This is a genomic window from Arthrobacter terrae, from assembly GCF_015708085.1.
GTDB lineage: Bacteria > Actinomycetota > Actinomycetes > Actinomycetales > Micrococcaceae > Arthrobacter_M > Arthrobacter_M terrae.
Genome location: NZ_JADNYM010000010.1, coordinates 92539 through 108434 on the forward strand (window position 1 = coordinate 92539; position 15896 = coordinate 108434).

General features: G+C 63.0%; 14 protein-coding genes. 5 read left to right on the forward strand and 9 right to left on the reverse strand.

Annotated features, from left to right (window positions below):
• Positions 1-6: 6 nt before the first annotated feature.
• Complete coding sequence (glgA, locus tag IV500_RS09430) at positions 7-1200, reverse strand: glycogen synthase (protein ID WP_196396547.1); 1194 nt, start codon at positions 1198-1200, stop codon at positions 7-9.
• Between the two features lie 94 nt (positions 1201-1294).
• On the opposite strand from glgA, the gene glgC reads away from it, so the two are divergent.
• The 4 genes from glgC (at position 1295) to pepN (ending at position 8092) form a co-directional block, all read left to right on the forward strand.
• The gene (gene glgC / locus IV500_RS09435; RefSeq protein WP_196396548.1) at positions 1295-2725 is read left to right on the forward strand and encodes a glucose-1-phosphate adenylyltransferase; all 1431 of its coding nucleotides are present in this window, start codon (positions 1295-1297) and stop codon (positions 2723-2725) included.
• A gap of 9 nt (positions 2726-2734) precedes the next feature.
• Positions 2735-4174, forward strand: coding sequence for an SDR family oxidoreductase (locus IV500_RS09440; RefSeq protein WP_196396549.1), 1440 nt, complete (start codon positions 2735-2737; stop codon positions 4172-4174).
• 11 nt (positions 4175-4185) lie between these two features.
• Complete coding sequence (locus IV500_RS09445; protein WP_196396617.1) at positions 4186-5292, forward strand: YeiH family protein; 1107 nt, start codon at positions 4186-4188, stop codon at positions 5290-5292.
• A gap of 127 nt (positions 5293-5419) precedes the next feature.
• A complete protein-coding gene (gene pepN, locus IV500_RS09450; RefSeq protein ID WP_196396550.1) occupies positions 5420-8092 on the forward strand; it encodes an aminopeptidase N in 2673 nt (890 codons plus the stop codon).
• On the opposite strand, the gene IV500_RS09455 is transcribed toward pepN, so the two are convergent.
• The 6 genes from IV500_RS09455 to IV500_RS09480 form a co-directional block, all read right to left on the reverse strand.
• Entirely contained in the window at positions 8016-9083 is a 1068-nt protein-coding gene (locus IV500_RS09455) for a tellurite resistance/C4-dicarboxylate transporter family protein (protein WP_196396551.1), read from the reverse strand. The genes pepN and IV500_RS09455 overlap by 77 nt on opposite strands.
• Entirely contained in the window at positions 9083-10144 is a 1062-nt protein-coding gene (gene lplAB, locus IV500_RS09460) for a lipoate-protein ligase LplAB (RefSeq protein ID WP_196396552.1), read from the reverse strand. The genes IV500_RS09455 and lplAB overlap by 1 nt, the downstream gene beginning before the upstream one ends.
• Before the next feature lie 110 nt (positions 10145-10254).
• Positions 10255-10509 carry a type B 50S ribosomal protein L31 gene (locus tag IV500_RS09465; RefSeq protein WP_196396553.1) on the reverse strand — a complete coding sequence of 85 codons (255 nt, stop codon included), beginning with the start codon at positions 10507-10509 and terminating at the stop codon, positions 10255-10257.
• A gap of 194 nt (positions 10510-10703) precedes the next feature.
• Positions 10704-11504 carry a TrmH family RNA methyltransferase gene (locus IV500_RS09470; RefSeq protein ID WP_196396554.1) on the reverse strand — a complete coding sequence of 267 codons (801 nt, stop codon included), beginning with the start codon at positions 11502-11504 and terminating at the stop codon, positions 10704-10706.
• Positions 11504-12289 carry a sulfite exporter TauE/SafE family protein gene (locus IV500_RS09475; protein WP_196396555.1) on the reverse strand — a complete coding sequence of 262 codons (786 nt, stop codon included), beginning with the start codon at positions 12287-12289 and terminating at the stop codon, positions 11504-11506. The genes IV500_RS09470 and IV500_RS09475 overlap by 1 nt, the downstream gene beginning before the upstream one ends.
• 65 nt (positions 12290-12354) lie before the next feature.
• Positions 12355-13137 carry an ABC transporter ATP-binding protein gene (locus tag IV500_RS09480; RefSeq protein ID WP_196396556.1) on the reverse strand — a complete coding sequence of 261 codons (783 nt, stop codon included), beginning with the start codon at positions 13135-13137 and terminating at the stop codon, positions 12355-12357.
• Between the two features lie 128 nt (positions 13138-13265).
• On the opposite strand from IV500_RS09480, the gene serB reads away from it, so the two are divergent.
• Positions 13266-14198 (forward strand): phosphoserine phosphatase SerB, encoded by a 933-nt coding sequence (gene serB, locus IV500_RS09485; protein WP_196396618.1) that lies wholly within the window; start codon positions 13266-13268, stop codon positions 14196-14198.
• Between the two features lie 70 nt (positions 14199-14268).
• Here serB and IV500_RS09490 read toward each other — a convergent pair whose 3' ends face one another.
• Both IV500_RS09490 and fabG read right to left on the reverse strand, forming a co-directional pair.
• Positions 14269-15033 carry an SDR family oxidoreductase gene (locus tag IV500_RS09490; RefSeq protein ID WP_196396557.1) on the reverse strand — a complete coding sequence of 255 codons (765 nt, stop codon included), beginning with the start codon at positions 15031-15033 and terminating at the stop codon, positions 14269-14271.
• A gap of 101 nt (positions 15034-15134) precedes the next feature.
• Complete coding sequence (fabG, locus tag IV500_RS09495; RefSeq protein ID WP_196396558.1) at positions 15135-15893, reverse strand: 3-oxoacyl-ACP reductase FabG; 759 nt, start codon at positions 15891-15893, stop codon at positions 15135-15137.
• Positions 15894-15896 lie beyond the last annotated feature (3 nt).

The window sequence follows — 15896 nt, forward strand, 5'->3', positions numbered from 1 at the left end:
CCGGGGTCAGAGAACCGAACGGTAGACATCCAACGTAGTTTCCGCTATCGAGTGCCAGGAAAAGAGCTCCCGGGCCCTGGTCCGGCCCGACTGGCCCATGGTGCGGGCCAGGGCCGGATCCTTCAGTACGGAAATCAGCGCGTCCGCGAAGTCGCGGATAAACCTGTCCGGATCCAACGGGGTTCCTGTGCCGTCATTGACTTGTTCCAGCGGAACCAGCAGGCCGGTGACGCCGTCATCCACTACCTCGGGAATGCCTCCGGTGGCGCTGGCGACGACGGCGGCACCGCAGGCCATCGCCTCCAGATTGACGATCCCGAGTGGCTCGTAAATAGACGGGCAGGCGAAGACAGTGGCGTGGCTGAGCACCTGAATCAGCTCGTTACGCGGCAGCATACGTTCAATGACGATGACGCCATCGCGTTCACGCCGCAGCCCCTCGATCAGTGAGTTGACCTCGGCACCGAGCTGGGGCGTGTCGGCCGCCCCGGCGCAGAGCACTATCTGTACCTCAGGTGGCAGCAGTGCCGCCGCCTTCAGCAGATACGGTACGCCCTTCTGCCGGGTCACCCGTCCGACCCAGACCACACTGGGACGTCCGGGGTCGATGCCGAGCGAAGTTACGACGTCGTCGGCTTCATCTCGTTGCCAAGCATCCACGTCGATGCCGTTATGCACCACCTTCACGCGTGCCGGATCCACCTGAGGATAGCAGCGCAGGATGTCCTGGCGCATCCCGTCGGAGACGGCGATGATGGCTGCCGCGGCCTCATAGGCGGTTTTCTCCACCCAGGATGACACGGCGTAACCGCCGCCGAGCTGCTCAGCCTTCCACGGCCGCAGCGGCTCCAGCGAATGGGCACTGAGCACATGCGGGATTCCGTGCAGTAACGCAGCCAGGTGCCCGGCCATATTGGCGTACCAAGTATGCGAATGCACCACATCGGCTCCGGCGATGTCCGGTACTATCTGCAGGTCGACCCCGAGCGTCTGCAGCGCGGCATTGGCATTGGCCAGGCCCGCAGGGGACGGATAGGAACTCACCGTAGCGCCGTGATAGTCGGCCGGCCGTGCCGCGCCGAAGGCGTGCACCCGCAGATCCACCTCGCGGGCCAGCACCCGGCTCAACTCAGCAACGTGCACACCGGCACCACCGTAGATTTCGGGCGGGAACTCTTTAGTCACAATATCGATTCGCACTCTCTCAAGGTAGCCGGTCCCGGAGCTTTTGATCTAGTGTGAAGAACAGGGGACCAACCGGGCGGAAATTCGCTGTCATGATTGTCTAGGGGGTATGGCCGTGGCCTATAGGAATAAAAGAGTTCTGGCAATTGTGCTTGCCGGTGGTGAGGGGAAGCGGCTGATGCCGCTCACCGCTGACCGCGCGAAACCGGCGGTGCCGTTCGCGGGCAGTTATCGCCTCATTGACTTTGCTCTTTCAAATCTGGCCAACTCCGGATATCTGAAGGTTGTCGTCCTCACACAGTACAAGTCCCATAGCCTTGACCGGCACGTTTCCGAAACGTGGCGGATGTCCACCCTGCTGGGCAACTATGTCGCCTCGGTTCCGGCGCAGCAGCGGGTCGGCAAGAGCTGGTTTCTGGGCAGCGCCAACGCTATTTATCAGTCGCTGAACCTCATCCGGGATGCCGTGCCTGATATCGTCGTCGTGGTCGGGGCCGATCACGTGTACCGGATGGACTTCGGGCAGATGGTGCGCAGCCACGTCGAGTCCGGGGCCAAGGCAACGGTAGCGGCGGTGCGCCAGCCGCTGACGCTGGCAGACCAGTTCGGTGTCATTGAAGTGGACGGCCTCGCTGCCCCGGGATCTGCGGCGCACCGGATCTCCGCCTTTGTGGAGAAGCCCGCAACGACGCCGGGGCTGGCGGCCGATCCTACGCAGTTTCTGGCGTCCATGGGCAACTACGTCTTCGATACGGACGCACTGGTCGAGGCCCTGCACCACGACGCCCAGCGCTTGGACACGAAGCATGACATGGGCGGCGACATTGTACCGTACTTTGTGGACCGCGGCGAGGCCTTCGTCTATGACTTCACGACCAACGACATTCCAGGCGCCACCGACCGGGACCGCACCTACTGGCGCGATGTGGGTACCATCGATTCCTACTATGACGCGCAGATGGATCTGATCTCACCTCTGCCGGTGTTCAATCTGTACAACAGCGAGTGGCCCATTTTTACCCGGCAGAGCATTGCCCCGCCGGCAAAGTTCGTCCGCGGCGACCAGAACACGGTTGGCCTCGCGATGGACTCCATCGTCTCCAGCGGCGTCTTGATTTCCGGAGGCATCGTAGAACATAGCGTCCTATCGCACGGTGTGTTCGTGGGTGCAGGGGCCAGAGTAGTCAGCTCGGTGCTGATGGACAACGTGGTCATCGGGGCCGGGGCGGTCGTCAAACGGGCTATTCTCGACAAAAACGTTATGGTCCCCGCCGGGGCAACGATAGGGCTGGATCACGGACTTGACCGCAGCCGCGGCTATACGGTGACGGATTCCGGCTTGACGGTCCTCAGTAAGGGCCAGCAGGTTCCTGAACCGGACGACCGCGAGCGTGAGTTGGCCCGGACGGCGGCCGCGGCAATTCCCGAAGCAGTCCTGATGGCCGGAGAACGCCAGCCGGAGGTGCGGGATTCCGTGGAAAAGGTCTCCAAGAACTACCTGCACGCCGTTCGTGCCGGGGACACAGGCCGTAGCCTGTAAAATTGTGGGGTGACTCCCCCGAATCTGACTCCCGAGGATATTGCGTCCTGCCTAAAGGTCCTCAACTCCATCCACGTCTACGACGAGGAACATCCCGACTACGTCCAAGTGCGGCGCGCCACCGGGAAGATGTTTAAAGCTGTCAAGCGCCACCGCCGGGTAGTTAAACGCGACGCAGTCAATGACGCCGACCGCGCTGTTCTTGCCCGCACGGCGACGGCGGCACCGGACCGCATCGATGACGAAACCCGGGGAAATAAACTCAGGACTTCCACGACGGGCGAAGTCGCCGGGACGCTGTTGCGCTCCCGTGCCTGCTATATCTGCAAGCAGCAGTACACCCAGGTGGACGCTTTCTACCATCAGCTCTGCCCGGAATGCGCCGGCTTTAATCACGGCAAACGCGACGCCAGCACCGATTTGCGCGGGCGGCGGGCGCTGCTGACGGGCGGAAGGGCAAAAATCGGCATGTACATTGCCCTGCGATTGCTCCGGGACGGCGCGCACACCACGATCACGACGCGCTTCCCGAAGGATGCTGCACGCCGATTTGCGGGCATGGAGGACAGTGCCAACTGGTTGCACCGGCTGAGGATCGTCGGCATCGATCTGCGCGATCCGGCGCAGGTGATTGCGCTGACAGACTCGCTTAGCGAGGCCGGGCCGCTGGACATAATCATCAACAATGCAGCCCAAACCGTGCGGCGGTCCGGGAACGCCTACCAGCCGTTGGTCGATGCGGAGCTGGCACCGCTTCCTGCCGACCGGCCGATGCCCGAGCTCGTCTCGTTTGGCCATGCCCACGACAAGCACCCGCTGGCCCTGGCGAGCCAGGTGCTGGAGCACCCCGTGCTGGCCGGGGACAACGTTACAGCGCTGGCGCTTTCAATGGGCTCGGCTTCACCGGAGCGTTTAGCTGCAGGTACCGCCATCGACGCCGGCGGGCTGGTGCCGGACCTGGCCAGCGTCAACAGCTGGACGCAGGTGGTGGACCAAGTGGATCCGTTGGAAATGCTCGAGGTTCAGCTGTGCAATGTTACGGCTCCCTTCCTGCTGGTTTCCCGTTTGCGGCCCGCGATGCGGCGATCTGCGGCCCACCGCAAATATATTGTGAACGTCACCGCGATGGAGGGCCAGTTTTCCCGTGCCTACAAAGGTCCCGGTCACCCGCACACGAATATGGCCAAGGCCGCTCTGAACATGATGACCCGCACCAGCGCACAGGAAATGCTGGACTCCGATGGCATCCTGATGACAGCCGTGGACACCGGGTGGATTACCGACGAGCGGCCGCACTACACCAAAGTGCGGTTGGCCGAAGAAGGCTTCCACGCCCCCCTGGACCTGGTGGACGGGGCGGCACGGGTTTATGATCCCATTGTGTGCGGTGAGACAGGTGAGGACCAATACGGCGTTTTCCTCAAAGACTACAAACCCAGCAACTGGTGAGCAAAAAACCCATGACACTGCTCCGTACTCCCGTCTCTGCCACCGCCAAACGCCTGGCGCCGGGGCTGCTGACCGCACTGGTTGCCGTCGCGCTGGCTCTGCTGGTCCACCTGTTGGTACCTGCGCTGCCTGCCATGACTGTTGCGGTGGTGTTGGGAATTCTTGCCGCGAATTTACCCGGTGCCGCGCCACTGGTCGCAGGGACCTTCCGGCCCGGGCTGCATTTTGCCGGGAAGCACCTGATGCGCGCGGGCATAGTCCTGCTTGGGCTCAAACTCAGTTTGACTGACGTCATGAATCTGGGCTGGCTGAGCGTGGTATTGGTCGTCACGGTGGTGCTGCTCAGTTTCGCCGGAACCTACGGGCTCGGCAAGCTGTTCCGGCTCCGCGGGGACGCCCCATTGCTCATCGCGACCGGCTTCTCCATCTGCGGAGCGTCCGCAATCGGTGCGATGGCAGCGGTTAAGGGTACGAAGCAGCAGGACACGGTTCTTCCGGTGGCGTTGGTGACCCTCTGCGGAACCCTCGCCATTGGCGTCCTACCGCTGCTGATGACCCCGCTGGGACTGGACGCTATGGGGTTCGGGCGGTGGGTTGGTATCTCGGTCCACGATGTCGGGCAGGTCGTGGCTACCGCCCAAACGGCGGGGACGGTGGCGCTCAGCGCCGCCATAGTCATCAAGCTCACGCGCGTGCTGCTGCTGGCCCCGATGGTGGCGGTGGCCGGGCTTTGGGAACGACGCAGCCACAACAACCTGGTCCGCACCGCCCCTACCGGGAAAGCTGCCTCCGCCGTCGGGCTGCCGGCCCACACTGCTGCTGTGGCTGACAGCGTGCCACCGTCCACCGTCAAGCCGCATTTTCCACCGGTGGTGCCGCTGTTTGTCCTGGGATTCCTGATCACCATAGCCCTGCGGACGCTCGGCTGGGTAAGTCCGGGCGGTTTGGAACTGGGCAATCTGCTGCAGGACGTTGCCCTCGGTGCGGCGTTGTTTGGTTTGGGCTCCTCCGTCCGCATCCGGGAACTGCTGCACAGTGGTTTGCGGGCCTCCGCAATGGCCTTGGTCGCGTGGCTGCTGATCGCCTGCCTCGGCTATGCTGCGGTGCACTTGATGTAGCACAGCAGTATGTGTCGCACAGCGGTCTGACTAACACAGCGGTCGAAGAAAAACGGCCGATGCGCTCCCTGCCCCCTTACCCCCGGTGTCCGGGCGGGAGCGGAAAAACCCGTGATTGAATGGATGAATGTCCAACCAGAATCTGCGCCGCGATGAAGCCGCCGTCCGCTCGTCCCTGATCTCCATTGGCGATTATGACGTCTCGGTCGATCTCACCCAGGCCGAGGATCCAACAGTGGCCGGTTTTGGCACTCGAAGTGTCATCAGGTTCAGCGCTGCACGGCCAGGAGAAGAGACTTTCCTGGACTTCATCGGAGCGGAGGTGCTCACGGTAAACCTCAACGGCACGGAGCTTGACCCGGCCGCCGTCGTAGACGACGCGCGGATCCGGCTCCCGAACCTGCTCGCAGCCAATGAGGTCACCGTCACCGCCACGGCTCTCTATTCGCGCAGCGGGGAAGGAATGCACCGCTTCGTTGACCCGGCGGACGGCAAAACGTACCTTTACACCCAGTATGAGCCCGCAGATGCCCGCCGGGTTTTCGCCAACTTTGAGCAGCCGGACCTAAAGGCACCCTTCACCTTCCACGTCACGGCGCCCTCGGGCTGGGAAGTCGCCTCCAACGGTGTCCAGCTGTCCTGCACCCCTGTTGCCGAACAGCCAGTTGCCCAAGCCACGGCGGCCGGCAACGCACCATCGGCGCAGCCTGAATCAAGCCAGTGGGACTTCGCCCCGACGTTGCCCATCTCCACCTATATCACCACGATCCTGGCCGGACCGTACTTCAAGGCACAGCAGAGCTGGCGGCACGAACGGTTCGACCTTGAAGTCCCGCTGGCGGCCTATTGCCGGGCCTCCATTGCCGGCAGCTTCGATGCCGCAGAGATTTTTGACATCACCAAGGCCGGGCTGACGTATTTTAACGAGCTGTTTGATTACCCCTACCCGTTCGGCAAATATGACCAGGCGTTCGTGCCCGAATATAACCTGGGCGCGATGGAAAACCCCGGGCTGGTGACGTTCACGGACAACTACGTCTTCACTTCCCGCGCCACAGATACCCAGCATCAGCTGCGCGCCAACACCATCATGCATGAGATGGCGCATATGTGGTTCGGCGATCTGGTGACGATGTTTTGGTGGGATGATCTCTGGCTGAAGGAATCGTTTGCGGACTTCATGGGTACGCTTGCGGTCAGCGAGGTGACCGGTTGGCGGGACAAGTCGTGGGTGCTCTTCGCCAACCGGCGTAAGGCCTGGGCCTATGTGCAGGACCAGTTACCCAGCACCCACCCGATCGTGGCGGATATCCGGGATCTGGAGGCCGCTAAGCAAAACTTTGACGGCATCACCTACGCCAAGGGTGCTTCGGTGCTTAAACAGCTGGTGGCCTATGTCGGTTTTGAGGCATTCACTGCCGGGTCGCGACAGTATTTTCGGGACCACGAATTCGGCAATACATCCTTGACCGACCTGCTGGGCGCGTTGAGTACCGCCTCCGGCCGGGACCTGCGCGACTGGTCCGCGCAGTGGTTGGAGACCTCAGGAATCTCCACTCTGACGGCCCGGGTGCAGGCCGACGACGGCGTACTCAGTGCCGTCACAATTGTCCAGGATGCGGTGGATCCGGTCACCGGCGAAGAGCGGCCCCGGCCGCATTTGCTGAAACTGGGGCTGTACAACTTTGATGCCGACGGCCAGCTGGTCCGGACCTCGAGTGTTCCCTTGGACGTCACCGGGCCCGCGACCGAGGTCACGGCTTTGATCGGGCAGCCGCGGCCGGCGCTCCTGCTGCTCAATGACGAAGACCTCAGTTACGCCAAGGTACGGCTGGATCCGGCATCGCTGACGACCGTCCTGGCGGCTTTGAATAAAGTCACTGATCCAATGGCCCGCACCTTGTGCTGGTCCGTGCTGTGGAATGCTGCCCGGGACGCGGTGCTCCCCGCAGCGGAATATATCCGGGCCGTGCGCCGGTTTGCGGCCGACGAACCGGACGTTGGCGTGCTGGCTTCGCTGCTCGACAATGCACGTTTTGCCGTGCAGCGGTACTGCCCGGCAGCGGAGCGCGACGACGTCCGTCAGGAGTTGCTCACCGCCGTCGTCGATGGGCTGCACACGGCTGAGCCGGCTTCGGACCAGCAGCTGGTCTGGGCCCGCAGCCTGGCCGCGCTTGGCGCCGACACGCAGGAAGCCGTTCCGATGATCACGGCCCTGCTCAACGGTGAAGCGCGTACGGGCAGTGCCGCGGTTAAGGGCCTCACCGCAAACTCCGAGCTGCGCTGGAGCCTGTGGCTGGCGCTGGCCGCCACGGGTTATGCCACCGAGGCGCAGCTTGACGCCGAATTAGCGCAGGAGAACTCAAGTTCTGCCCGGGCCGGGCACCTGCGGGCCGTCGCGGCCCGTCCCTTCTCTGCGGTCAAAACGAATGTATGGCGTGCCGCCGTGCAGGAAACGAAACTGTCCAATGCCCTGCTCAGTGCCGCCGTCGAAGGTTTCATGCAGGCTCCCACCCAGCTCCTGACCCCTTACCTCGAGCCGTACTTCGGGATGATTGCTGACGTCTGGGCGGAGAGGAGCATCGAGTTGTCCAGCCGGATCGTCCGGGGACTGTACCCGGCAGCGCAGGATCTGGCGGGCGATCCCCTGCAGCATCCGGTCGTTGTGCGCACGGACCGCTGGCTCACCGCGCATGAGCACGCGCCGGCCGCACTGCGCCGCATTATTGTGGAGCAGCGGGACCACCTGTTACGGGCGTTGGCCGCCCAAGCAGCCGGGCATAACCGGCGTACACCATAGCGGCTGTCACAATCAGCCAGGCGGCACCGGCAACCCATGTTCCGGCTTCCCCGATGCTCACCAGCAGGGGAAGCCGGGCCGCTGCGCCAAAGTGCATGCTCGCTACCGAGTACATTCCCAGCGGAAAGACGATACTCCACAAACCCGCTTCATAGCGGGCGGATTCACGGTGCATAACGTGCCGCCAGAGACCAAAAATGACCAGTAGAGGCACCCACCAGGCGCCGAAGGCCCACAGAACGAACGTCAGGCCGGAGACCACCGCGACGGTGGCGGCCATGACCGGCAGGTCCTGCGGCAGCAGCAGAATCCGCGAGCCCGCCAGTACCGTGATGGCCGTAGCTCCCATGTAAATCCAGTACGACGGCGTAAAGCTGCTGGGCTTGCTCGGCACGGTCAGCAGGCGCAGAGTGACCAAGGTAGCCAACATCAGGTAAAGCACGACTCCGATCCCCCACAGGGCCACGGCCATCGTGGCCAGGGCAGGGCTCCGGCTCCCGCCTCCAATCGTTGCCGCTGCCGTTGCCAGCGACTGCGTACCCACGACCCAGAGGAACCAGCTGCCGTCCACCTTCGCGGCCACCGGCCCGGCGAGCGGACGCAGCATTAAGTTTCCCGGCAGACCGTAGGTGAACAGCAGCCACAGGGGGACGCTCAGCGCCGCGAGGACGATGGTTACCGTCGGGGACGCAGGTGAATACAAGCGGACACCAACGACGTTGATGGCGGCCACTATGGTGAAGAAACCGAACGCGCGGCCCGGGTTTCGCGCGTCAAGGAGGACCTCCGAGCGGAACGACGCGAAGCGCCACACTGTCATCGCGGCCAGAATCACCAACGCGGCGGCGGCGATGATCAGCAGAATCAGCGACGGCACGGGCCATCCGACGGCGGCAAACGCCGTCGAAACGATCCCCGAGGCCATCACGAAGGAAAACGAACCGGTAGGCAGCGTCTGCACAGCGCTGCCAAGTACCTGAGGCCAGCGCATCACGGGACCCGTGCGAGCCATGGTTCGGTGCCGAACTTGCTGCCGACCAGCGCCTGTGCCTGGGCCAGCTCGTTCTCTGTCAGTTCGGCCGGGAGCGCGCCGTAGCGGGCAGTGAACGTGGCCATCATCCGTTCAATAATGTCCGATCGTGCCAGGCCGGTCTGCCGGCGAAGCGGATCTACCCGCTTTTTCGCCGACGTCGTGCCCTTGTCGGAGAGTTTTTCCTTGCCGATCCGCAGCACCTTCACCATTTTGTCCGCGTCGATGTCATAGGACATCGTCACGTGGTGGACCATGCCGCCGTTGGCGAGGCGTTTTTGCGCGGCCCCGCCGATTTTGCCCTGTTCAGTGGCGATATCGTTCAGCGGAACGTAAAAGGCCTTGATACCCAGGGATTCCAGTGCTGCCATCACCCAACTGTCCAGGAACGGGTAGGAATCAGCGAAGCTGAGCCCGTCCACGAGGGATTGTGGCAGATACAGCGAGTAAGTGATGCAGTTTCCTGCCTCCATAAACATCGCCCCGCCGCCGCTGATCCGGCGCACCACCTTGATCCCGAATTCATCCACGCCCAGCGGATCGATCTCATTGCGCAGCGACTGGAAACTGCCGATCACCACGGAGGGCTCCCGCCAGTCCCAGAACCGCAGCGTGGGATTCCGGCGTCCGGCTCCCACTTCTTCCGCCAGCACCTCATCCAAGGCCACGTTGACCTCAGTGGGCAGAACCGCGGGGCCAATGATGTCCCACTGATGATCGGACCAGCTCGTAGCCAGTGCCAGCCCACGACGGACTGCAATGGCAACCGACTGGGAGGAAAAACCGAAGAGGACGACGCCGACGGGCAGCGCCGCGTCGATGGCGTCGGCCAGCGCCGCGGCGGGAGCGGCGGCATCGCACCCGTTCAGGGCGTCATTGATGGCCGTCAGCGCCTCGTCGGGCTCAAGGAAAAAATCACCACTAATGGAAACGCCGGTCAGCACCGACCCGGCAACATCGAAATCCGCCACAACGAGCTTGCCGCCGTGTACCTTATACTCGCCGTGAAATTGGGGTGCCATGGTTCCATCATCCCAAGCACGGACAGATTCCGCCAAAAGGCGAATGGCACCAAAAAGGGCCCGCACCCCCTGGCACGGACCCCTTTGGAATCGTATGGACTGCTCTTGGACTACTTCTTGCCGAAGCCGGCAAAGCGGGCGTTGAAGCGCTCCACGCGGCCGGCGCTGTCCATGATGCGCTGCTTGCCGGTGTAGAACGGGTGCGACTCCGAGGAGATTTCAACGTCGATGATGGGGTACGTGTTGCCGTCTTCCCACTCGATGGTCTTGCTGGAGCCAACCGTTGAACGGGTCAGGAATTTCGTGCCGGAAGCCAGATCGTTGAACACGACGGCTTCGTACTTCGGGTGAGTGTTAGTCTTCACGGTATTTACCTTCGAGATAGTCGCCTGGATTTTGCCAGCGCGCGGGGGTGGAGCAAGAAGCGGTCACTGAGGACCAGCAGTTAACATTACCGTGCCTGCCAAAATATTTCCTAACCGGCGCGTTGGTCAGCAACGATGCCCACGGGTTTACCGGCCTTCTCCTGCACGGGGTTTATCCTGGGGAGCCGGGTCATTTACGGTCGGCAGGCCCAGAAGGCGACGGCGCCTGCGGCGGCGACATTGAGCGAGTCTACGCCCCCGGCCATCGGAATCCGGACTGTACAGTCCACGGCGGCTAGCGTAGCCGCTGCGAGCCCCTCCCCCTCGGTCCCTAAAATCAGGGCCAGCCGGTCGTGCCGGCGATCAGCGAGCTCATCGAGGGTGATGGCGTTCTGAGCCAGTGCCAAGGCTGCAGTGGTAAAGCCCTGCTGGTGCAAAAGATCCAGTGCGCCCGGCCAGTCATCCACACGGACCCACGGGATCTGGAACACCGTGCCCATGCTGACCCGGATACTCCTGCGGTACAGCGGATCCCCGCAGCGCGGACTAATCAGCACCGCATCAACGTCAAGCGCGGCCGCAGATCGGAAAATGGCGCCAAGATTCGTCTGGTCCACAATGTCCTCCAGCACTGCGACCCGGCGTGCGGCGTCGAGCGCTTGGGACAGCGGAACCGGAGCCGGCCGGTGCATTGCGGCCAACGCTCCTCGGTGGAGGTTGAAGCCGATGACCTCCGCCAGCAGCTCCGGGCTGCCCACGAAGACCGGAACGTGCGGGTAAGCTACCAGCACGTCTGCCATATCGGGCAGCCATTTGCTGGTCATCAAAAAGGACCGCGGTCTATGGCCGGCAGCCAGTGCACGGCGGAAAACACGCGGGCTCTCAGCAATGTACAGGCCCTCGGCCGGTTCGCGGAGCCTGCGCAACTGGACATCCGTCAGCTGAGTGTAATCGCCCACCCGGGGATCCGCAGCGTCCTGCAGGTCAATGATCATTAGGCGGTGACCAGTTTTGAGACCATGAAGTACAGTGCCACGCTGCCGAGGGTGACAATGACCAGTCTGAGCACCAGCGGCGAAAGCCGGCGGCCGATCCGTGAACCGACGAAGCCGCCGATCAGTGAACTGACGGCAATCAGACCAACGACGGCCCAGATGATCTTCTCCGGCGCGAAGAGCAGGTAGGAGACCGCGGCAATGAGGTTTACCGCCAGGGACAGCACATTCTTCACGGCATTGGCGTTCTGCAGGGTGCCGGTCATGAAGATCCCCAAAATCCCGACCAGCAGAATTCCCTGGGCCGCGACGAAGTATCCCCCGTAGACGCCTGCGAAGTAGACCAGCGCCGTCATGACGATCGTATGCGAGCGGTGCGGAACGCCGTTGTTCGCTTCGGCACGTTTCTTCACCCAACGCTGCAGCTTCGGCTGCAGGATGACCATGGCCAGCGCCAGGACGATCAGAAATGGTGCGACGACGCCGAAGACGCTTTCCGGCAGGTGCAACAGCAGGAATGCGCCCGTAACGCCGCCGAGCAGCGAAGCCGGCAACAGCCTCAGAAGGTTGGCACGCATGCCGGCAAGTTCGCGGCGGTAACCGAAGACACCGGAGACGCCGCCGGCAATCAGCCCCATCGCGTTGCTGACCGTGGCCATGACGGGTGCGTACCCGAGGGCAATCAGGATCGGGAATGTCACCAGTGTCCCGGAGCCCACAACCGAATTGATCGTGCCCGCCCAGAGTCCGCCGAGGAGGATGAAGACGGCGTGCAAAAGTTCCACGGCGGGAGGTCCTAACGGACGGCTGCTGGCGGACGGTCGGTTGGCGGAGCGGGGTCAGCGCGGAGTCAGCGTGCGACCGCAGTGAAACGGCCGTTCTGGCTGCTGACCTTTAACGGCAGGCCGAACGTGGCGCTGAGGTGCTCCTCCGTGAGCACCTCAGTCAACGCGCCCTGCGCCACTACAGCGCCGTCACGCAATAACAGCGCATGGGTGAATCCCGGCGGAACTTCCTCCACATGGTGGGTAACCAGGATCAGGGCCGGAGCATCCTCATCCGCGGCCAGAGAGCTCAGCCGGCGGATCAGGTCCTCGCGTCCACCGAGGTCAAGGCCGGCAGCGGGCTCGTCCAGCAGCAGCAATTCCGGATCAGTCATCAGGGCCCGCGCTATCTGGACCCGCTTGCGTTCGCCCTCACTGAGCGAGGCAAAGGGCCGGTTCATGAAGGTGGACATGCCCCACTCCTCCAATAGACCGAAAGCCCGGCGCTCGTCCGTACGCTCATAAGACTCACGCCACCGGCCCGTGACGCCATAGGACGCCGTCACGACGACGTCAAGCACTTTTTCATGCCCGGGAATCTGTGCGGCGAGGTTGGCCGAGGCGAGACCGATCCGCGGACGGAGCTCGAAGACATCGACTGCGCCGAGAACCTCGTCGAGAATGCCAGCTACTCCGCTGGTGGGATGGATTCGTGCTGCCGCGATCTGCAGCAGGGTGGTTTTGCCGGCGCCGTTTGGTCCCATCACCACCCAGCGCTCGCCCTCCCTGACCTGCCAGTCCACTGTGTCCAGCAGCTTTTTGCTGCCACGGACCACGCTGACACCGGCCAATTCAAGAACATCGCTCATAAAGAAAGACACTAGGCCAAATGCGGGCAGCAACGCTAACCGCAGGCCGTGGCGAACGCCAGCGGCCGGCCGCCCTGCTGCTGCACTGGGCTGCCGCACTGGGCTGCCGCACCGGTAGGATGGCCGATATGCGCTCCACCTTTACCGCGGTCAGTTATGGTCAGTCATTGCCACCTGCCGCGCTGGAACAGGTGCGCCGGACTCTGGCCGGCTGTGGTGCCAGGGTGCTGGAGGAGGAGTCAGCCAGCCGGCCCGGCTATGAAATTTCCGTCATGGAACTTGCTGCGGACGGCCCGGTTGACGTGCGGCAGATCCGCTCCTCTCTTGCGGCGGTCTGCACCGAAGGACCTAACACAGCGAAGATTGGCACGGCGGGGATTGGCACGGCCGGGATCGATACGGCAGTCGTGCCTGCCGCGCTGCGGCGGGCGGCGCGCAAACTGATCGTCTTGGATGTGGATTCGACGCTGATCCAACAGGAAGTCATTGAATTACTGGCTGCCCACGCAGGGACCGAGGCTGAGGTGGCTGCGGTTACCGAAGCAGCGATGCGGGGCGAGCTGGACTTCGCGCAAAGTCTGTATGCCCGAGTGGCCACGCTGGCCGGGCTCCCGGATACGGTCCTGGCCCAGGTCTCCGGTGCAATCAAGCTCAGTAAGGGTGCCGATCGCCTGGTAAGAGTTGCCCGCGCCGCAGGCCACGTCGTCGGAGCCGTCTCCGGCGGCTTCTCCCAGCTTCTATCCCCGCTGTCCGAGGCCCTGCACTTGGACTATGCCGTGGCCAATGAACTGGAAATTGTGGACGGCGTCCTCACCGGTAGGGTTCTCGGCGCCGTCGTCGACCGGGCCGCGAAAGCAGTGTCGCTGCGGCAGTGGGCCCGGAACGCGGGGATCGAGCTCTCCTGCACCGTGGCGATCGGCGACGGTGCCAACGACCTGGACATGATGGAAGCGGCCGGGCTGAGCATTGCCTACAACGCCAAACCCGCGGTGCGGGCGGCCGCTGATGCCCAGATCAACCTTCCCGACTTGGACGTGGCGTTGGTCCTGGCCGGTATCTGACCCGGCCAGGACCGTGGCGGTGCTGGAGCCAACGCCGTGCTGCTCCTGCTGGGCTGCTCCTGCTGGGGTGCTATTGCTGGTGCTGCTCCTGTACGGCCTGAATGTAATCCGCTCCGCCGATGTATTCGGTATGACCGGTTTCGACGTCCGCCCCGGCCATGGCAGCGACCTCGGCAGCGAATTCTTCCACCGAGTATAGTCTGCCGGCCTCGGTACGACGTGCCTCGATCGCCCCCGGATTAGCGCGGTCAAGCAACGTCGCGGTGACAGTGCCTTCGATCATGTCCCCGGAAACCACCACAAGCGAAATACCGTGATTGGACAGCAGCGGGATCAGTTCGCGGAGCGCATCCTCGCCTGCGCGCTTGCTTCGAGCCACCGGCTCGTACTCCGCCATGGTGGGCACCGTGTCGATGAAATGTGCCTGGTGGCTGGTGACAAAGACAACCCGTGAACCCTCCGGCATCAACATTACAGCCGCATTGAGCATATTGATCTGCGCGTCCCGGTTGAGCTTGAGTGCATAGTCCTCCTGAGCCCCGGATTCCATCCCGCCGGAGGCATTGAGCACCAGCAGGTCCAAGGAACCAAAATTTTCCATCGCGGCGCTGACAAGGGCCTGCACACCCTCCTGCGTGGTCAAATCCGCACCGACTGCCACTGCCCGTCCACCGGCGGCCTTGATGCCCGCCACCACCTTGTCCGCGCGGGGAGCCTTCTGCCGATAATTGACCACGACGGCGGCCCCCTGCGCAGCCAACAGCTTCGCTACTTCGGCACCAATACCGCGTGAGGATCCCGTGACAATTGCTGTCTTACCTTCAAACTGGTCCATCTATAACCCTCCATGAAAATGCTTCGGTACTTGTTGCGAATGTTCGGATCAATTCCGTACTGATTCGATCCGTGCTGGTTAAATCCGTGCTGGCTGCCGTTTTAGTGCCCCATACCGAGACCGCCGTCAACCGGAATCACTGCGCCGGAAATGTAGGCAGCTTCGTCACTGGCAATCCATCGGACAACCTTGGCGACTTCCTCCGGCTCAGCGAAACGGCCAGCCGGGATGGTCGCCAGGTAGTTCTTTTGTGTTTCCGCCGGCAGCTGAGCGGTCATCTGCGTATTGATGAATCCCGGTGCAACGACGTTGGCAGTAATGCCCCGGGAACCGAGTTCCCGGGTCAGCGACCGCGCCATGCCGATCAGACCGGCCTTGGACGACGAATAGTTAATCTGTCCCGGTGCGCCATAGAGGCCGGTAACGGAGGAAATAAGCACGATTCGTCCCCTGCGAAGGCGGATCATGCCCCGCGAGGCACGCTTGATGACACGGAACGCCCCCGTCAGATTTGTATCGATGACGGAGGTGAAGTCGCTTTCGCTCATCCGCAACAGCAGAGTGTCCTTGGTAATTCCAGCGTTAGCCACCAGCACCTCGACCGGGCCGTGGGCGGCCTCCACCACGGTGAATGCTGCGTCGACAGACGCCTCATCAGTCACGTCCGCCTGCACGGCAAGAATCCCGTCGGGGACGTTGGATTCGCTCCGGTATGTCACGGCTACCCGATCCCCATTTGCCAAAAACGACTTGGCGATGGCCAGGCCAATGCCGCGGTTTCCACCGGTGATCAGCACGCTGCGCCCGGCCTGTCCGTCGGCCTGCCCATCGCGGGAAGGCCCCGTATCTGCTGCAGTCATTCG

What these genes read in the sequence shown, in the direction of transcription:
- glgC (WP_196396548.1), top strand. Translation starts at nt 1,295, where the DNA reads ATGGCCGTGGCCTATAGGAATAAAAGAGTTCTGGCAATTGTGCTTGCC.
- IV500_RS09445 (WP_196396617.1), top strand. Translation starts at nt 4,186, where the DNA reads ATGACACTGCTCCGTACTCCCGTCTCTGCCACCGCCAAACGCCTGGCG.
- pepN (WP_196396550.1), top strand. Translation starts at nt 5,420, where the DNA reads ATGTCCAACCAGAATCTGCGCCGCGATGAAGCCGCCGTCCGCTCGTCC.
- IV500_RS09455 (WP_196396551.1), bottom strand. Translation starts at nt 9,083, where the DNA reads ATGCGCTGGCCTCAGGTACTTGGCAGCGCTGTGCAGACGCTGCCTACC.
- lplAB (WP_196396552.1), bottom strand. Translation starts at nt 10,144, where the DNA reads ATGGCACCCCAATTTCACGGCGAGTATAAGGTACACGGCGGCAAGCTC.
- IV500_RS09470 (WP_196396554.1), bottom strand. Translation starts at nt 11,504, where the DNA reads ATGATCATTGACCTGCAGGACGCTGCGGATCCCCGGGTGGGCGATTAC.
- IV500_RS09480 (WP_196396556.1), bottom strand. Translation starts at nt 13,137, where the DNA reads ATGAGCGATGTTCTTGAATTGGCCGGTGTCAGCGTGGTCCGTGGCAGC.
- serB (WP_196396618.1), top strand. Translation starts at nt 13,266, where the DNA reads ATGCGCTCCACCTTTACCGCGGTCAGTTATGGTCAGTCATTGCCACCT.
- IV500_RS09490 (WP_196396557.1), bottom strand. Translation starts at nt 15,033, where the DNA reads ATGGACCAGTTTGAAGGTAAGACAGCAATTGTCACGGGATCCTCACGC.
- fabG (WP_196396558.1), bottom strand. Translation starts at nt 15,893, where the DNA reads ATGACTGCAGCAGATACGGGGCCTTCCCGCGATGGGCAGGCCGACGGA.